General features: G+C 50.2%; 15 protein-coding genes, 1 pseudogene and 1 riboswitch. Of the genes and pseudogenes, 12 read left to right on the forward strand and 4 right to left on the reverse strand.

Annotated elements, in window-relative coordinates; all coding sequences use genetic code 11:
* Positions 1–74: IS4/Tn5 family transposase DNA-binding protein (locus tag RW114_RS21035; protein ID WP_422614835.1), on the reverse strand; the 74-nt coding region annotated here is incomplete at its 3' end.
* Positions 75–382: 308 nt separating this feature from the next.
* On the opposite strand from RW114_RS21035, the gene RW114_RS17415 reads away from it, so the two are divergent.
* From RW114_RS17415 to RW114_RS17430, 4 genes are all read left to right on the forward strand, one after another.
* The gene (locus RW114_RS17415) at positions 383–769 is read left to right on the forward strand and encodes a hypothetical protein (protein ID WP_340124033.1); all 387 of its coding nucleotides are present in this window, start codon (positions 383–385) and stop codon (positions 767–769) included.
* Positions 770–1,005: 236 nt separating this feature from the next.
* Positions 1,006–1,230: a helix-turn-helix domain-containing protein gene (locus RW114_RS17420; RefSeq protein WP_340124034.1), complete on the forward strand. Its 225-nt coding sequence runs from the start codon at positions 1,006–1,008 to the stop codon at positions 1,228–1,230.
* A 214-nt stretch (positions 1,231–1,444) separates the two neighbouring features.
* Positions 1,445–1,656, forward strand: a riboswitch (cobalamin riboswitch).
* A 107-nt stretch (positions 1,657–1,763) separates the two neighbouring features.
* A complete protein-coding gene (locus tag RW114_RS17425; RefSeq protein WP_340124035.1) occupies positions 1,764–3,596 on the forward strand; it encodes a TonB-dependent receptor domain-containing protein in 1,833 nt (610 codons plus the stop codon).
* A gap of 18 nt (positions 3,597–3,614) precedes the next feature.
* Positions 3,615–4,184 carry a hypothetical protein gene (locus RW114_RS17430; protein ID WP_340124036.1) on the forward strand — a complete coding sequence of 190 codons (570 nt, stop codon included), beginning with the start codon at positions 3,615–3,617 and terminating at the stop codon, positions 4,182–4,184.
* Positions 4,185–4,282: 98 nt separating this feature from the next.
* On the opposite strand, the pseudogene RW114_RS17435 reads toward RW114_RS17430, so the two are convergent.
* Both RW114_RS17435 and RW114_RS17440 read right to left on the reverse strand, forming a co-directional pair.
* Positions 4,283–4,488: pseudogene (locus RW114_RS17435) on the reverse strand (transposase); the annotation flags it as partial.
* Positions 4,489–4,822: 334 nt separating this feature from the next.
* A complete protein-coding gene (locus tag RW114_RS17440) occupies positions 4,823–9,187 on the reverse strand; it encodes a DUF3418 domain-containing protein (protein ID WP_340124037.1) in 4,365 nt (1,454 codons plus the stop codon).
* Between the two features lie 209 nt (positions 9,188–9,396).
* Between RW114_RS17440 and RW114_RS17445 the strand changes: the two genes are divergently transcribed.
* Positions 9,397–9,960 carry a putative metalloprotease CJM1_0395 family protein gene (locus tag RW114_RS17445; protein ID WP_340124038.1) on the forward strand — a complete coding sequence of 188 codons (564 nt, stop codon included), beginning with the start codon at positions 9,397–9,399 and terminating at the stop codon, positions 9,958–9,960.
* Positions 9,961–9,996: 36 nt separating this feature from the next.
* On the opposite strand, the gene RW114_RS17450 is transcribed toward RW114_RS17445, so the two are convergent.
* Entirely contained in the window at positions 9,997–10,734 is a 738-nt protein-coding gene (locus tag RW114_RS17450) for a DUF434 domain-containing protein (protein WP_340124039.1), read from the reverse strand.
* A 90-nt stretch (positions 10,735–10,824) separates the two neighbouring features.
* Between RW114_RS17450 and RW114_RS17455 the strand changes: the two genes are divergently transcribed.
* From RW114_RS17455 to RW114_RS17485, 7 genes are all read left to right on the forward strand, one after another.
* Positions 10,825–11,187, forward strand: a complete 363-nt coding sequence (locus tag RW114_RS17455; RefSeq protein WP_340124040.1) for a DUF4186 domain-containing protein — start codon at positions 10,825–10,827, stop codon at positions 11,185–11,187.
* A 295-nt stretch (positions 11,188–11,482) separates the two neighbouring features.
* Positions 11,483–12,112: an isochorismate family cysteine hydrolase YcaC gene (gene ycaC, locus RW114_RS17460; protein WP_340124041.1), complete on the forward strand. Its 630-nt coding sequence runs from the start codon at positions 11,483–11,485 to the stop codon at positions 12,110–12,112.
* 101 nt (positions 12,113–12,213) lie between these two features.
* Positions 12,214–12,621, forward strand: coding sequence for a VOC family protein (locus RW114_RS17465; protein ID WP_340124042.1), 408 nt, complete (start codon positions 12,214–12,216; stop codon positions 12,619–12,621).
* A gap of 43 nt (positions 12,622–12,664) precedes the next feature.
* Positions 12,665–13,147: a DUF1579 domain-containing protein gene (locus RW114_RS17470; protein ID WP_340124043.1), complete on the forward strand. Its 483-nt coding sequence runs from the start codon at positions 12,665–12,667 to the stop codon at positions 13,145–13,147.
* 130 nt (positions 13,148–13,277) lie between these two features.
* Positions 13,278–13,610 carry a VOC family protein gene (locus RW114_RS17475; RefSeq protein WP_340124044.1) on the forward strand — a complete coding sequence of 111 codons (333 nt, stop codon included), beginning with the start codon at positions 13,278–13,280 and terminating at the stop codon, positions 13,608–13,610.
* Between the two features lie 102 nt (positions 13,611–13,712).
* On the forward strand, positions 13,713–13,847 hold the full coding sequence (locus RW114_RS17480; protein ID WP_340124045.1) for a hypothetical protein: 135 nt from the start codon (positions 13,713–13,715) through the stop codon (positions 13,845–13,847).
* Between the two features lie 62 nt (positions 13,848–13,909).
* The gene (locus RW114_RS17485) at positions 13,910–14,755 is read left to right on the forward strand and encodes a GAF domain-containing protein (protein ID WP_340124046.1); all 846 of its coding nucleotides are present in this window, start codon (positions 13,910–13,912) and stop codon (positions 14,753–14,755) included.
* Positions 14,756–14,876: the final 121 nt, after the last annotated feature.

Genomic DNA, 14,876 nt, shown 5'->3' on the forward strand with positions numbered 1-14,876 from the left:
AGCTTTATGGCTCTATTCTTTAGTCGTTTATCACCTAAATCTAAATTACGAAATTCTGTATTTGCCCAATTCATAGCTAAAATGATTCTACTTTACTAAATCTTAACAACTTGTGTGTAAGGAGATGGGTTAAATAACGTCCCTTAAAAACAGCCTCTTCCAACGGCACATAACAAACCGCTGTTTATCCAACTCTTTCGGGCGCATACTTGGCTTCGATACCGAGGTATCGAACGGCGCTTTAAAGCTTAGCGCTCCTTCTCCCGTAGTGGCTGGATCGTCTTCAAGCTTCTGTTGCGCGATACAAAAATACTTGGATTCTCTAAAGCATGCGAACAGAATAATTCGCTTTATTATTTAAATTAAGATTAGGAAAGTAAACATGAAAAAAACAAATCTAGCAACTGGGCTATTAATTTTATCTGTCTTTACAAGTGCTGTTTATGCTGATATTACCCTGCAATCTACAAAAGAAGTAGAAGGTACCTGGAAACTGGAACACAGCAAAAATTTTATAACCGATAAAGATGCTGTCAAGAGAGAAGATACCTGGGTATTTAAAAATGATAAAGTAACAATCTTGCATATTCCACGTGATGGCACATACTATGATCAACCGCCCGTAAATTACGAAATAGACGATGGTAAGTTAAAGGTTTATCTTGTCGGAAATAACAGATTCGACCTATTTACTTTAGTAGACAAAGACGACAAAAACATGACCCTGAAAGGAAAATTCGGCGGCTATTATTACTTTATTAAAAAGTAATATTTTAAAATTTAATAGGCAAGACTCTCTATTACCCAGACCAATTTATTAAAAAGTTAAGATAGTCATTTTCATTTTAGTAAAATGTTATTATCGCGCCGCAGGCATTTCGATATTCCATAATGTTTGCGGTGGCGGTGAAATGGTCAAATTCGGACCTAGAGCAATTATCCATTACGTATGATCAAATCTATTGTTAAAATAGCAAAATTTAGCAGTCACCGAGGTAGCCGACAATGCCCCGTCCTTATTCAGAAGATTTGCGACTGCTTGCGGCGAATGCCGTTGACAGCGGCAAAACGACACGCGAAGTCAGCGCGCTCTATCAAGTCAGTCCTGCCTTTGTGTCAAACGTTCATCAGTATTGGCGACAGACCGGCCGCATTCATCCTAAGCAGATCGGCGGGTACCGGCCAAATCATCGATCAGTTCCACGCCGACGAATGCCTGAATTATTTTAAAAACGCAGGCTATGCTTCTGACTAATGGAGAAATGCTCTAGTTTGGAAGCTAATCACACAAAATCTAAACACTCTTTGCATCATCATATCCAAATCTGCCTACTCCACAGGTAGATCATTCGACAAGCTCACGACTCAGGGTGAACTGGTTTAACCCCCCTTGTATACTTTAGCCTACCAACTCGTAAATTTGCTTTATCCTCCCTACCCCTTATAATCATCCCTGCTTTCAGGTTCCAGAGGGTTTTTCAGACCCAATGGTTAAACGGGAAGTCGGTAAGGTTTAGGCCAAATCCGACGCTGCCCCCGCAACGGTATATAAGTAAAAGTTTCATCGAGATGCCACTGTGTTCACGCATGGGAAGGTGATGATTCAGGCTAACGCCACTTATAAGTCCGGAGACCGGCCCGAAAGTTTAATTCGGTACAGCGGAGGGCTGTCTGCGAAAGTGACAGTCTAGCTCCGCGTCATCTCTCGTTTGTCCTCTGTTGTGTAAAGCAACCATCATGCGCGGGCGGCGCAGAGAGGACATATGCAAAAACTCATCTTCGGCTCATTATTGCTCACGGGTTTTACTACCCAATTACATGCGCAGGAAACTGTGCAAAATCTTCCCGATCTGGTTGTTACCGCAACCCGGACAGAGACCGCTAAAAACCAGCTGGCGGCTGCGGCCACTGTCTATACCCGTAAGGATATTGAGCGCCTGCAGGCTAAAACCCTGCCGGAACTGCTAAGCGGCACGACCGGAATCGACATGTCGCAAAGCGGCGGCTACGGGAAGGATACCAATATTTACATGCGCGGAACCAATTCCGACCACGTACTGGTATTGATTGACGGCATCAAAATCGGCTCCGTCACCTCCGGCACTACCCCCTTTCAATTTATTCCGCTCGATCAGGTCGAGCGGGTGGAAATCATTCGCGGGCCTCAGTCGAGCCTTTACGGTTCGGAAGCGATAGGCGGGGTTATCCAGATATTCACCCGCAAAGGCGGACAAAATGAGAAGCCCAGCGTCACCCTGGATGCGGGAGGCGGCTCTTATGATACTTACCGCGTTTCCGATACGGTCAGCGGCAAATGGAAAAACAGCTGGTATGGCTTGGGTTCATCGCAGTTCGGTTCTCAGGGTTTTAATTCCCGGCAGCCTATCCCCGGACGCTTCGGCGTTAATCAGCCGGACAAGGACGGTTACCTGAACACCGCGCTGAATGCCCGAGCAGGCCACCGTTTTGACAACAGTGCCGAAGTTGAGGCGTTTTTTATGCGGGCTGAGGGAAAATCCGAGTTTGACGGTAACTTCCAAAATAAAACCGAATTTGTCGAACAAACCGTCGGCACTACCGCCAGCATGAATATTGTCGATAACTGGCGCTCACTACTGCGCTTGGGACAAAGCCGCGACGACGGCGACAACTTTGCGCCTGACGGGACATTTTCCAGCCGCTTTAGCAGTACCCGCTGGAACGCCAGCTGGCTGAATGAAGTTGCGTTGTCCGACGATCACCGGTTGGTTATCGGTTCCGATTACCGGCTGGATCAGGTCGACAGCTCAACCGCCTACAACGAAAGATCCCGTTATGATGCAGGCATTTTTACCGAGTTGCACAGCCGCATTCTGGACAATCACTTTATCAACGCATCGGTACGCGGGGATAAAAACGAGGCCTTTGGCGAACAGCTGACCGGCAATTTCGGTTGGCGTTATAACGGGGGCTACGGCATCAGTCCGTTTGCCGGCTTTGGCAATGCATTCAAAGCACCGTCATTTAACCAGCTTTATTTTCCCGGATTCGGCAATCCCTCGCTGAAAGCCGAACAATCAACGTCTTTCGAAGCGGGATTGGCCGGTGACCATGATTGGCTGCAATGGGAAGTTCGCGCTTACCATACCAATATCGATAACTTGATCGTGACGGTAACAAACCCGACTACCTTTCTAGCCAGCGCGGAAAATGTCGGCAAGGCGCAAATTGACGGCATTGAAGCCGAAATCGGCACGCAGTTGATGGGCTGGAACAGCAAGTTGAACATGAGCCTGTTAAGCCCTAAAAACCGGGAGACTAATGCGCGACTGCCGCGCCGGGCTGAAAAAACCTTATCTTATGATTTATCGCGCTCATTCGGACAGTTTGATCTGGGCGCTAAGGTGCTGGCTCAATCCGACCGTTTTGATGACGCGCTGAACAGAACCAAGGTTGCCGGTTACGTAACCGTTGATTTACGCTCGGCCTATCATTTAAATAAAAACTGGATGCTAAGCGCAAAGCTGAATAACCTGCTGGATAAACAGTATCAAACCATTAACACCTACAATACCGCAGACCGGAACTTCTTTGTTTCAATCCACTACAACAACTAACCTAAGGGGAACAACATCATGAACATAAAACAATGGCTGCAAGCCGAGTATTTACCTATTCCGCTGATCGCGCTGATGGCACTGACGCGCTTTCACCACTTTGGCGACGTCTGGCATCTGCCCGATGCCTCGTTGGCGGTTTTTTTCTTTGCCGGTTTTTACCGCAAAAAGGCTTTGTTTCCCTTCTTGCTGGTTCTGGCCGGATTGATCGATTACATTGCCATCGCAAACGGCACCAGCAGCTGGTGCGTGTCGCCTGCTTATGTTTTCCTGATTCCCACTTATGCGGTCATGTGGTTTGCAGGCCGCTACTGTTCGGCGTTTAAATCGTTGAAACCGACTGTACTTTTAATGCAGTTTGGTGTGGTGACGCTGGCGGCGTCGGCTGCATTCGCCATTTCAAACGGCAGCTTTTATTTGTTTTCAGGCCGTTATCCGGATTTATCCTGGGGACAATATTTTGCACGGGTAGCCCAGTATTACCCGCCTTATGTCAGTTCTGCCCTGCTTTATATAGTCTTGGGTTATGGCATCATGAAGCTGGCCAAGTCATTGCCAGCTTTGACGGCTAATCATAAAGAAATTTAAAGGAGTCGCCTCGGGTTAGCGGCCGTTATGTCCCAGGGGGTATTGTAGTTAACCCAATATCAGTCAGAAAGGTTTACGGTATCTAGAGCATTTTTCCGTTAGTCAGAAGCATAACCTGCGTTTTTAAAATAATTCAGGCATTCATCGGCATGATTTGGCCGATAGCCTGCCAGAGCTTGTCATAAGTTCGTTCTGCGACCTTACGCAACAATGCTTTCAGTTTGGCAAATATCTGTTCAATCGGGTTCAGGTCAGGACTATAAGGCGGCAAGTATTTAAGCGTCGCGCCCCTGGCTTCAACAGCTCTTTCACTTCAGCTACTTTGTCTGCCAATGGCCAGCGGGGGCAGCGGGGGCAGCGGGCACCGGCTAGAGCACGGCCATAACGACGAATCATGTTCGCGTGTCGTTTTGCCGCTGTCCATTTGCCAGAGGGGCTGGGAAGCGCTTTCCGGCAAACCCATTAAAAATCGAGAAGCGCAGGGATTGTCGTGGTGTGGGGGTCGCCTTTTCTTTGGATACTTTCTTTTGGCGACGCAAAAGAAAGTATCTCTGCTTCGCGGACGAGCCCGCGATTAAAACAAGCCATTCGGAACCAACGCCCCGATCAAGTCATCAGGCTTCCAATGGTGTAATACGCTAGTATCCCCTATCATCCCAAGACTTATCCATCCGCTTTGCAGAAACCGGATAAGCGGTTTTAAGCTGCTGGGCGAATAGCGATACCCTAAACTCCTCAAGCATCCAGCGGAATGGGTCTTGTTCCGGTATGACCTTGTCTTTTTTGGCTTTCTTCTCCACGTCCTTCCAATACCGAATCGCATAACGGCTGACTTCCTGAACTTTTTGCAGACTGTTATCCCGTTTATCCAGACGGTATTGCACGGCCTTCAAATAGCGCGGGATGGCTTTGAGCTGCTGATAAGGCGTGTTGCGGATGAATCCAGCATAGATCATCAAGTCCAGCTGTTCGTTAATGTCTTTCGCCAGCGGATCATTCGCATTCAGGCGGCTCAACTGCGTTTTGATAGCGCCGTACAGCTCCATGATTTCCAGCGCGATTTTCCCGGCTTCATTGGCGGCGCCGATCAGTCCCGCTTTGTTGGCTTGCAGACTTTGCTCAAAAGCCTGTTGGGTGCGGATGGTTCGGCCTTCAATAAATACGCCGTACAGGGCTAAATACAGCATGTCGTCTTTATACGATGCATCCGCATCTTCGCCAATCAGCGGATGCTTCGGCAAGCGGTTATAGGTCAATTCTGCGGCCGCCGACTTCGGCATGTTTTTGCTCACATAGGTGCATTCCTTGCGCAGTTGCAGCTGAAACAGGCGCATTAATCCGGCCTGATGCTGTAATGCGGCTTTTTGCTCGGTGTCGAAAATACGCACGCCGACCGCATCGCCTTCGTCGATGATTGCGGGGAATCCGACAAAGGACTGCCCCTTCTGGATAAACTGGTAAGTCTCCGGCAGGTCGTCGAACGCCCAGCCGATGCAGCCGGTGTAGTTCAGCTCGTCGGCGGCAATCTGGTCGAAGCTGTCTCCGGCTTTGGCGGTATGCTTGAGCTGCAATTTTTTCAGGTCGCGCCCGTAATCCAGCAACTGGCCTTGATCGTCTATGACCCTGAAATTCATCCTCAAGTGATCGGTCAGGGCTTCGGTATTCCAGGCATTTAACGGAATCGCCTCGCCGGTCAGTTTTCTTAAGCGGTTGCCCAGCCATTCCTGCAACGCCCCTTTAAAATCCGGCTCGATTTCAAGACATTGCTTGACGGTTTCGGGCACCGGCACAAAATGTTTCCTGATGTTCTTGGGCAGGGATTTAATCAGCGCGATGCATTTTTCTTCCAGCAAGCCCGGCACCAGCCAGTCGAAAGACGTTTGCGAGACCTGATTCAATTGATGCACCGGGACGATCGCCGTGACCCCGTCTTCATCATGCCCCGGCTCGAACCGGTATTGCAGCGGAATGGTCAGGTTGCCGATCTTCTTGCTGTCCGGGAAATCCCATTCGTTGACATAATCCTGCTCCTGATCCCGCGTCAAATCCTCCTTGGTTAAAAACAGGATCTTGGGATTGGCGCGTTCGGCCGTCTTGCGCCAGGTATCCAGCGTAATGCCGCTGACTACCTCGGGCGGCAGCTTGCTGTCGTAGAATTCATACAGCCACTGCTCATCTTCGACCAGATCGACCCGGCGGCCTTTATGCTGGATCATGCCCACTTCTTCAAGCAGTTTCTGGTTGGCGACATAAAACCGCGCGTTGCTGTGGTAATCATGATCGACCAGCGCCGAGCGGATAAAAATCTCCCGAGCGGCTTTGGGATCGACATGGTCATAAGGAATCTTGCGCCCGGTTTGCAGTGTCAAGCCGTAGAGCAAGGTGCGTGCAGAGACCATGCAGCGCGCGCCTTTCTTTTCCCAATGCGGGTCGTAATAATTGTGTTTGACCAGATGCTCGGCGCATTGCTCTATCCATTCCGGCTCGATTCTGGCGACATTGCGCGCGTAAACCTTGCTGGTTTCGACCTGCTCCGCCGCCATGATCCATTTGGGCTTGAGCTTATGCAGGCCGGAACCGGGGAATATGAAGAATTTCAGGCCTCGTGCGCCCAGATACTCGTATTGCTCATGGCGGAAACCGATATTGGACAGCAAGCCCGTTAATAAGGCGCGATGGATTTTTTCATAACGGGCTGTCCCTGCCCGTTCCCCTTCGGGCGCTGTGCGTGCCAATCCGCTCCCGGCAGATTGGTCATAACGGGCTATCCCTGCCCGTTCCTCTTCGAGCGCTGTGCGTGCCAATCCGCTCCCGGCAGATTGGTCATAACGGGCTGTCCCTGCCCGTTCCCCTTCGGGCGCTGTGCGTGCCAATCCGCTCCCGGCAGATTGATCATAACGGGCTGTCCCTGCCCGTTCCTCTTCGAGCGCTGTGCGTGCCAATCCGCTCCCGGCAGATTGGTCATAACGGGCTGTCCCTGCCCGTTCCTCTTCGGGCGCTGTGCGTGCCAATCCGCTCCGGGCGGATTGGTCATAACCCGGCTCATCGGTGTTCGGGTGCATTTTTAAATCGCCCTTAACCACCTGCATGATTTGCCCGTGGATGTCGAACCACTCGCGCATCCGCATATAAGACAGGAAATTGTCGGTGCAGTATTTGCGCAGCTTGCTGTTGGACAGGTGTTTTTTCTGCTCTTCGTAAGTGTTCCAGATATTTAAGATGGTTAAAAAATCGGACTCGGGATGACGAAACGCCGCGTGTTTGGCGTCGGCCTGCTGCATTTTATCGGCAGGCTTTTCCCTAGGGTCTTGCACGCTCAACGCGGAAACGATAATCGCAACTTCGGTCAGGCAATGCTCATGCGCGGCGGCGATCAGCATCCTGGCAAGCTTCGGGTCGGTCGGGAATTTGGCCAGCTGCTTGCCTACTTCGGTCAGCTTGCCGGATTTATCCAGCGCGTTGACTTCATGCAGCACGGTTTTGCCGTCGCGGATCATCTTGTCTTCGGGCGGCTCAATGAACGGGAAGTCTTCGATGTCGCCGAGATTCAACGAAATCATCTGCAAAATAACCGCAGACAAATTGGTGCGCATGATTTCCGGCTCGGTGAACTCCGGCCTCGCCAGATAATCGTCGTGCGAATACAGCCGGATGCAGATGCCCTCGGCGACGCGGCCGCAGCGCCCTGCCCTTTGGTTGGCACTGGATTGCGAGATGCGCTCGATCGGCAAACGCTGGATTTTACTGCGATGGCTGTAGCGGCTGATACGCGCGTGGCCGGTATCGATTACGCAGCGGATGCCCGGAACCGTCAACGAGGTTTCCGCGACGTTGGTCGCCAGCACGATGCGCAGCTTGCCGCCTTTGGGTTTGAACACCCGCTCCTGCTCGCTGACGCTGAGTTTTGAATACAGCGGCAGGATTTCATATTGGGTCGGATGATGCTTTTTCAGCGAATCGGTGGTTTCCCTGATTTCCCGCTCGCCGCTAAGGAAAATCAGGATATCGCCGCGCAAATCCCGGTACAGCTCGTCAACCGCATCCAGTATCGCGTTTTGCAAGTCATCCGTAGTTTCATCAAGGGCTGTCCCTGCCCTTGCCCCTTTGGGCGCGATGCGTGCCAATCCGCTCCCGGCGGATTGGTCATCAAGGGCTGCCCCTGCCCTTGCTCCTTCGGGCGCGGTGCGTGCCAATCCGCTCCCGGCGGATTGGTCGTCTTCTTCCTCTCGTTGCTCGATAGGTCGATAGCGCATTTCCACCGGATAAGTGCGCCCCGACACTTCGATAATCGGCGCATTGTTATAATGCGTGGAAAAGCGTTGCGTATCGATGGTTGCCGAAGTGATGATCAGCTTTAAATCGGGACGTTTTGGCAGCAGCCACTTCATGTAACCGATCAGAAAATCGATGTTCAAGCTGCGCTCATGCGCCTCATCGATAATGATGGTGTCGTATTGATTCAAATAAGGATCGTTTTGCGACTCGGCCAGCAAAATACCATCGGTCATCAGCTTAACCAACGATTCAGAGTGGGTTTTGTCGTTAAAACGGATTTTGTAGCCGACCGACTTGCCCATCGGTTCGCCGAGCTCTTCCGCGATACGGTCGGCGACAGTGCGCGCCGCAATACGCCGGGGCTGGGTATGGCCGATAAACCCTGCCGCTCCCCGGCCTATCGACAGGCAAATCTTGGGCAGCTGCGTGGTCTTACCGGAGCCGGTTTCACCGCACAGTATCACTACCTGGTTTTCCTGTATCAGCTTGGCGATGTCGTCTTTTTTGCCGGTGACCGGCAAATCGGGAAAGGTAAGCACGGGGAAACTGGCTAGGCGCTTGTTTCTGGCGGCAACCGATCTTTCAATACGGCTCGCCAGCGCATTTAATTCTTCTACGGAGTTTTTGCTGCGACAGCGGTCTAACTGCCGCTTTAATACGTGTCTGTCCTGGTTAAGGCACTGCGTTAACTGATGGGTGAGTTGCTTGAAAAGATCGGGGGTGGACATCAAAAAACAGCCGGGTAAAATGACAATGTCATCAAGTTAAACGCGTTCGTGGCGACCCTTCGACTGTGCTCAGGACCAAAGGCCGAACGGCTTAACCGCATTGGATAAATGAGCATTATACGTTAATTTATTTATTTTTAACTTATCGATAGACTATTGATTGTTTGTTTATTAAACTCGAAATTATTCATCTGATGTGAAGGTGCATCATGATTTCATCCATAGCCGGTAATAGACCCGCTGTTCAACAAACTGATTATTCTCAGAAGCCACCGGCTGCCTCTACAACCAATTCAGATCAGGACGTTCAAAAAGATCTCGCATTAAAAACTGATGCTTCCACATCAACGGGCGATAAAAAAACCGGGGGAATTTCCGAATCCGACCTGAAGGTCATCAGCGAACTTAGGCAAAGGGACGCTGAAGTCAGGACTCATGAAGCAGCGCATCTGGCTGCGGCAGGCAGCATTGCCACCGGTGGCGCCAGTTTTGAATATCAGCAAGGCCCCGACGGAATTCAGTATGCAATTGGCGGCGAAGTCAGCATCGATACCTCTCCGGTTTCAGGCGACCCGGCCGCAACATTACGCAAAGCCGACACCATCAGAAGAGCCGCCCTGTCTCCGTCCCAACCTTCCGGTTCTGATATGCAAGTTGCAGCCAGTGCAATGGCAATGGCCGCACAGGCACAGGCCGAATTGTTGCAGAAAAATCAAGACACCCACAATGGTAATACAGACCATCTTGGAACAAAAATCAACCTGTCGGCATAAGCCTACGCCTATGCGTACCGTTCCAACCACAATATCTCAGGTTTTATTCAAAGCATCTGAAAAATCAAGCAGCCAGGATTCATGAAAATGATGTGTTATCAAATAAGCGCCCAAATTTAACCACTGCACCCCTCCGTCCAATATCGCCGAATCGGAGGTGATAGCAACTTTACCGCTATTCCGAATGACCTGATCCGGATTGCCAATCAACTCCGCCTGCCAGTTCCAGCAATGAACCTTGGCAATATCCCGTACCATCTCGGCAAGCCGTCCGCTATTGGAGACGGGTTTGTCGAACAACCACAACACGCTCGCAGGAGAAAAATCTTGCAGCACATTGCCAATGAGCTCAATTGCCTGCCGGGTTTCATGCACCAGTCGGTAAGTCCCATGAATACTGGCAATATCCCGTATACAGCCATCGCAGCAACGTAGCAATAATCCTCCCGCCATCGCCGTTTCAACGGAAATAACCAGATTAAACCCGTCAATAACCAATTGCCGATCTTTGGTTTGTTCCATCCGAAGGCAGGTTGCCTTTCTTAACTCGCGGTTACTGCTCGAACAGGCTGCCCTGGAAATAGCCAAACGTTGACGTTTGGTAAGCTGATGGTGGTCGCCTACCAATCGGATAACCGAATGCCGCGCATAACCGCGATCCAGCAACCAGCAGAATTCATACACTGCATCGTGTAAACGATGCAATTGTTCACCGCTAAATAATGCTTGGTCATTCAGATGCATGCCGCGATGTCTTTGCTCGTGGATATTCATATAAGCACTCAATCAGGATTCAGAACTTGATTCATGATAAAACATCCGCCCATAATAAAACCATAAAAACAGAAGCTATAAAACACCCTGATGAGAAATTTAGACAAGCTCTTTGAGACCCTCTCAAAGTCACCTTTCCGCAGCAAGTTTCACCTCCAAGGCAAAGATCTTGTCTATTTGCGCACTAAAGGGCTGCCAACGGTTATCGTTCATGCCGGAGACTTTGTCGCAAAACGTCTGGCGCCGGCAGTGCTTCAAAATGATGGCAAACAAACCCCTTTTCGAGGCCATCCGGTTTTTGTAGCACAACATGCAACGGCCTGTTGCTGCCGCGGCTGCCTGGAAAAATGGCATGGCATAGCAAGAGGCCGCGCTCTTGCTCCGGATGAACAGGCTTATGTGCTCAAAGTCCTGGAACGATGGCTGCATAACGAAATGAGCAAGCTCGCTTAGGAACGCGCACAAAATAAAATGCGCGTTCCTTAACAAAATAACCGCTTACCTGCCTGCACCCGACCGCACTTGGTTGGAGCTTGATACATTCTAACCTCCCCTAAACAGACTTTACTATTTCTGGCCACTGCGACTGTAAGCTAGCGTGCGTAGGTGTTTATACGAATTGTGCGCTCCGCTTAAATATTGATATTTTAAGAAAAAATTGTACAGGAACTAAATAGCAACAAGGCAAAGTTCCCAGATTTTACTACACCCTGTATGCCCACATCGGAACCATGAAAGAGGTGACATCATGAACAGCACTTACAAGTACAGTCGCATTTCCAAGGAAGATGCGGCGGTTCTCTTCGTGGATCACCAGTCCGGCCTGACTGCGTTGGTACAGGACTATCCGCCCAGCGAATTCAAGAATAGTATTCTGGCCTTGGCCGATATGGCGAAGTTCTTCAATCTGCCGACTATCCTTACCACCAGTTTCGAGGAAGGGCCGAACGGCCCCATCGTGCCCGAGCTGAAAGAAATGTTCCCCAACGCCCCGTTCATCGCCCGCCCCGGCCAAATCAACGCCTGGGACAACGAGGACTTCGTCAAGGCGGTGAAGGACACCGGCCGCAAGCAACTGATCATTGCCGGCATCGTGACCGAGGTCTGCGTGGCATTCCCTGCGCTCTCCGCGTTGGAAGCGGGCTACGAGGTATTCGTCGTCACCGATGCGTCCGGCACATTCAACCAAGCCAGCCGTGAGGCTGCATGGCTTCGGATGGCGACCGCAGGGGTGCAACTGCTGGATTGGTTCGCTGTGGGTTCCGAGCTGCACCGCGACTGGCGCAACGACATCCAGGGCTTTGGCAAGCTCCTTTGCGACCATACCCCGATCTACCAAAGCCTGATGACCAGCTATGCCGCTAAAGGCCGAGCCTGACAAGACGCTATATAGCGCCGCTTTGAACTGCCGGTGATAACGAGTGTCAGCGCCGTGTTGCCGATATGCCATGGTGCAATCTACTGTCAGCTGGAGAAAGCATGGTTACTAAAATTTTCGTCAATCTACCGGTAAAAAACCTTAATAAGTCGATAGGGTTTTTTACTCAACTCGGTTTCACATTTAATCCCCAATTTACTGACGAGACCGCCACCTGCATGATTGTGGCCGAAGACATTTTCGTCATGCTGTTAACCGAGGCCAAGTTCAAGGTTTTTACGCCCAAAGACATTTGCGATGCCACGAAATACACGGAGGTTCTGGTGTGCTTAACGGTCGAGAACCGGGAACAAGTCGATGAAATGGTTCGCAAGGCAATCGCCGCCGGTGGAACCACTTATAACGAACCGCAGGATCACGGTTTTATGTATGGGCATGGATTTCAGGATTTGGATGGACATATTTGGGAACTTATCTACATGGAGCCTGAAGCAATAAATCAAGGCTAAAAATGCAGTTAAACCTTAACAATCAAGATACAGGAGAATACCGATGAAAACCGAACCGCAAAAAGAACACGAATGGTTGCAACAGTTCGTTGGCGAATGGATGTATGAGTCCGAGTGCTCTATGGGAGCCGACAAGCCGTCTGAAAATTTCAATGGAACGGAATGCGTGCGCTCGCTGGGAGGCATTTGGGTGCTGTCCGAAAGTCAGTGCGAGATGCCCGGCTGCGGCATAGCGACCATGGTGATGACGCTCGGCTATGATCCGCAGAAACAAAAATATGTGGGAACTTGGATAGGTTCAATGATGGCCCACCTATGGCTGTACGAAGGAACGTTGGACGCGGAAGGGAAAGTGCTGACGCTCAATAGCGAAGGCCCAAACTGCGCTGATGAGGGAAAGCTGGCAACGTACAAAGACGTGATTGAGTTTCCAAACGACTACCAACGCATACATAGCTCATACTTGCTGGGCGAAAACGGAGAATGGAGCTTGGTCATGACAACGAATTATCGGCGGAAGACGTAGCAGCACACCGATTAGTTCCGCGCTAAGCATTTTAATTAAGGGAGAGTAAACTGTAAACATACCGATTTAATTGTAGGGTGGATAAGTAAACGGTATTTTTGTAATTTCTTCATCCCTAAGGAGAAACATCATGACAGTAAAACCGATTCCAGATTGCTATCACTCCGTAACGCCATACCTGATGATTAAGGGGGCAGCCGAGGCCATCGACTTTTACAAGCGGGCGTTCGATGCTATTGAAATATTCCGTTTATCGCAGCCAAGCAGCCAAATTGGACACGCCGAAATTAAAATCGGCGATTCCTCCATCATGCTGGCCGATCCTTGTGAACAAGGCGCGTTCAGCAGTCCCCAGTCGCTGGGCGGCTCGTCGGTTGCTCTGTATGTATCCGTGGAGGATGTGGACGCTCAATTTGCTCAGGCTGTTCGTGCCGGGGCAAAGGAGATCAAGCCGGGAGGGTAAAAAAATCCGTGTAAACTGCCTCTACTTAAAATTAGGCATCCTGTCCTGGTACATAATCATAAACTGATTAATAGCGGGTTTCCAATCGCGGGCACTGTCAGTTTGGCCAGCGAATTACGAGCCGAAGCGCAAGACGAAGCCGACCGCGTTTATGGCTATCCAAAATCGCATATGGACATTCTGAATACGCCGGACGTCGCGCATCAGATTAATCGGCTGCTGGAAAATGTGCGCTGAACGCTTTTTCATGCCCCTTAAGTTACTCTATTCCCTTCAGTTAAAACATAAAGCCTATATCGATGAGCCATAAAAACAATAACAAGACTCTGATCGAAATCGAAGAACATCTACGATTTCAATCCTTGCTGGCAGAGCTTTCCGCTAGTTTTGTCCGCGTCCAGCCCGACATGATGGACCAGGCAATTCAAGAAAGCCTGGGCCTGATTGGTGAAAATCTGGATTTAGATCAAATTAGCTTAGGTTTGGTTACCCCTGACGGTCAGGATTTTTATTCTAAATTTGCCTATGCCAAACCCGGTACAAAACCGTGGGAAGCCTCATCGCTGATGTCAGAAGGCCCTTACATAACCCGAATTCTAATTGAAGGTCAACCCGTGATCATGCATGACGTGGATGACTTACCTGCCGAAGCAGCAATGGATAGAGAGGGTTTTCTTCGTTATGGGGTGAGAGCCGAACTGATCTTTCCGTTTATAGTGGGCGGGAATTTTATCGGTAGGATCGGTTTTGCTTCGGCATATCCTCGGCATTGGAGCGATGATGTCGTGCGTGGTCTTGGGTTAATGGCTGATGTGTTTGCCAATGTTATAGAGCGCCAATATGCCGTACAAGCCCTGCAAGCCCGGGAGGAACAAATGCGCCTGGCTGCCGAAGCGGCTAACATTGGCCTTTGGGTTTGGAATATTCGGCGGGATACGATCTGGGCAACAGATAAAACTCGAAATCTTTACGGCGTTTCTATTGACGAAACACTGAACTTGCAACGATTTTTGGACTGCCTCCATCCGGACGATAAACAACGGGTCAGTGAAACCTTGCAACGGATATTGGCCGACGGCAGCGATTTGCATGATAAATATCGAGTCGTCCATCCCGATGCCACTGAACACTGGATCTGTGCATAGCTATCTACACAAGTCACATTAGGAAATCCTGAGCTGTTTCTTGCAAAGCGGCAAGCTCCTCATGGGAGTAACAATCCAACACCTCCTGCATAGAAAGGAATATCCATAATCCTGCCAACAA

It is taken from the genome of Methylobacter svalbardensis, from assembly GCF_037671525.1.
Classification (GTDB): domain Bacteria; phylum Pseudomonadota; class Gammaproteobacteria; order Methylococcales; family Methylomonadaceae; genus Methylobacter_A; species Methylobacter_A svalbardensis.

Bases quoted from the DNA above. Each gene is read 5' to 3' on its own strand.
- RW114_RS17430 (WP_340124036.1), top strand. From the start codon at position 3,615: ATGAACATAAAACAATGGCTGCAAGCCGAGTATTTACCTATTCCGCTG.
- RW114_RS17415 (WP_340124033.1), top strand. From the start codon at position 383: ATGAAAAAAACAAATCTAGCAACTGGGCTATTAATTTTATCTGTCTTT.
- RW114_RS17465 (WP_340124042.1), top strand. From the start codon at position 12,214: ATGGTTACTAAAATTTTCGTCAATCTACCGGTAAAAAACCTTAATAAG.
- RW114_RS17455 (WP_340124040.1), top strand. From the start codon at position 10,825: ATGAGAAATTTAGACAAGCTCTTTGAGACCCTCTCAAAGTCACCTTTC.
- RW114_RS17450 (WP_340124039.1), bottom strand. From the start codon at position 10,734: ATGAATATCCACGAGCAAAGACATCGCGGCATGCATCTGAATGACCAA.
- RW114_RS17445 (WP_340124038.1), top strand. From the start codon at position 9,397: ATGATTTCATCCATAGCCGGTAATAGACCCGCTGTTCAACAAACTGAT.
- RW114_RS17470 (WP_340124043.1), top strand. From the start codon at position 12,665: ATGAAAACCGAACCGCAAAAAGAACACGAATGGTTGCAACAGTTCGTT.
- RW114_RS17420 (WP_340124034.1), top strand. From the start codon at position 1,006: ATGCCCCGTCCTTATTCAGAAGATTTGCGACTGCTTGCGGCGAATGCC.
- RW114_RS17475 (WP_340124044.1), top strand. From the start codon at position 13,278: ATGACAGTAAAACCGATTCCAGATTGCTATCACTCCGTAACGCCATAC.
- RW114_RS17425 (WP_340124035.1), top strand. From the start codon at position 1,764: ATGCAAAAACTCATCTTCGGCTCATTATTGCTCACGGGTTTTACTACC.
- RW114_RS17440 (WP_340124037.1), bottom strand. From the start codon at position 9,187: ATGTCCACCCCCGATCTTTTCAAGCAACTCACCCATCAGTTAACGCAG.
- RW114_RS17485 (WP_340124046.1), top strand. From the start codon at position 13,910: ATGAGCCATAAAAACAATAACAAGACTCTGATCGAAATCGAAGAACAT.
- ycaC (WP_340124041.1), top strand. From the start codon at position 11,483: ATGAACAGCACTTACAAGTACAGTCGCATTTCCAAGGAAGATGCGGCG.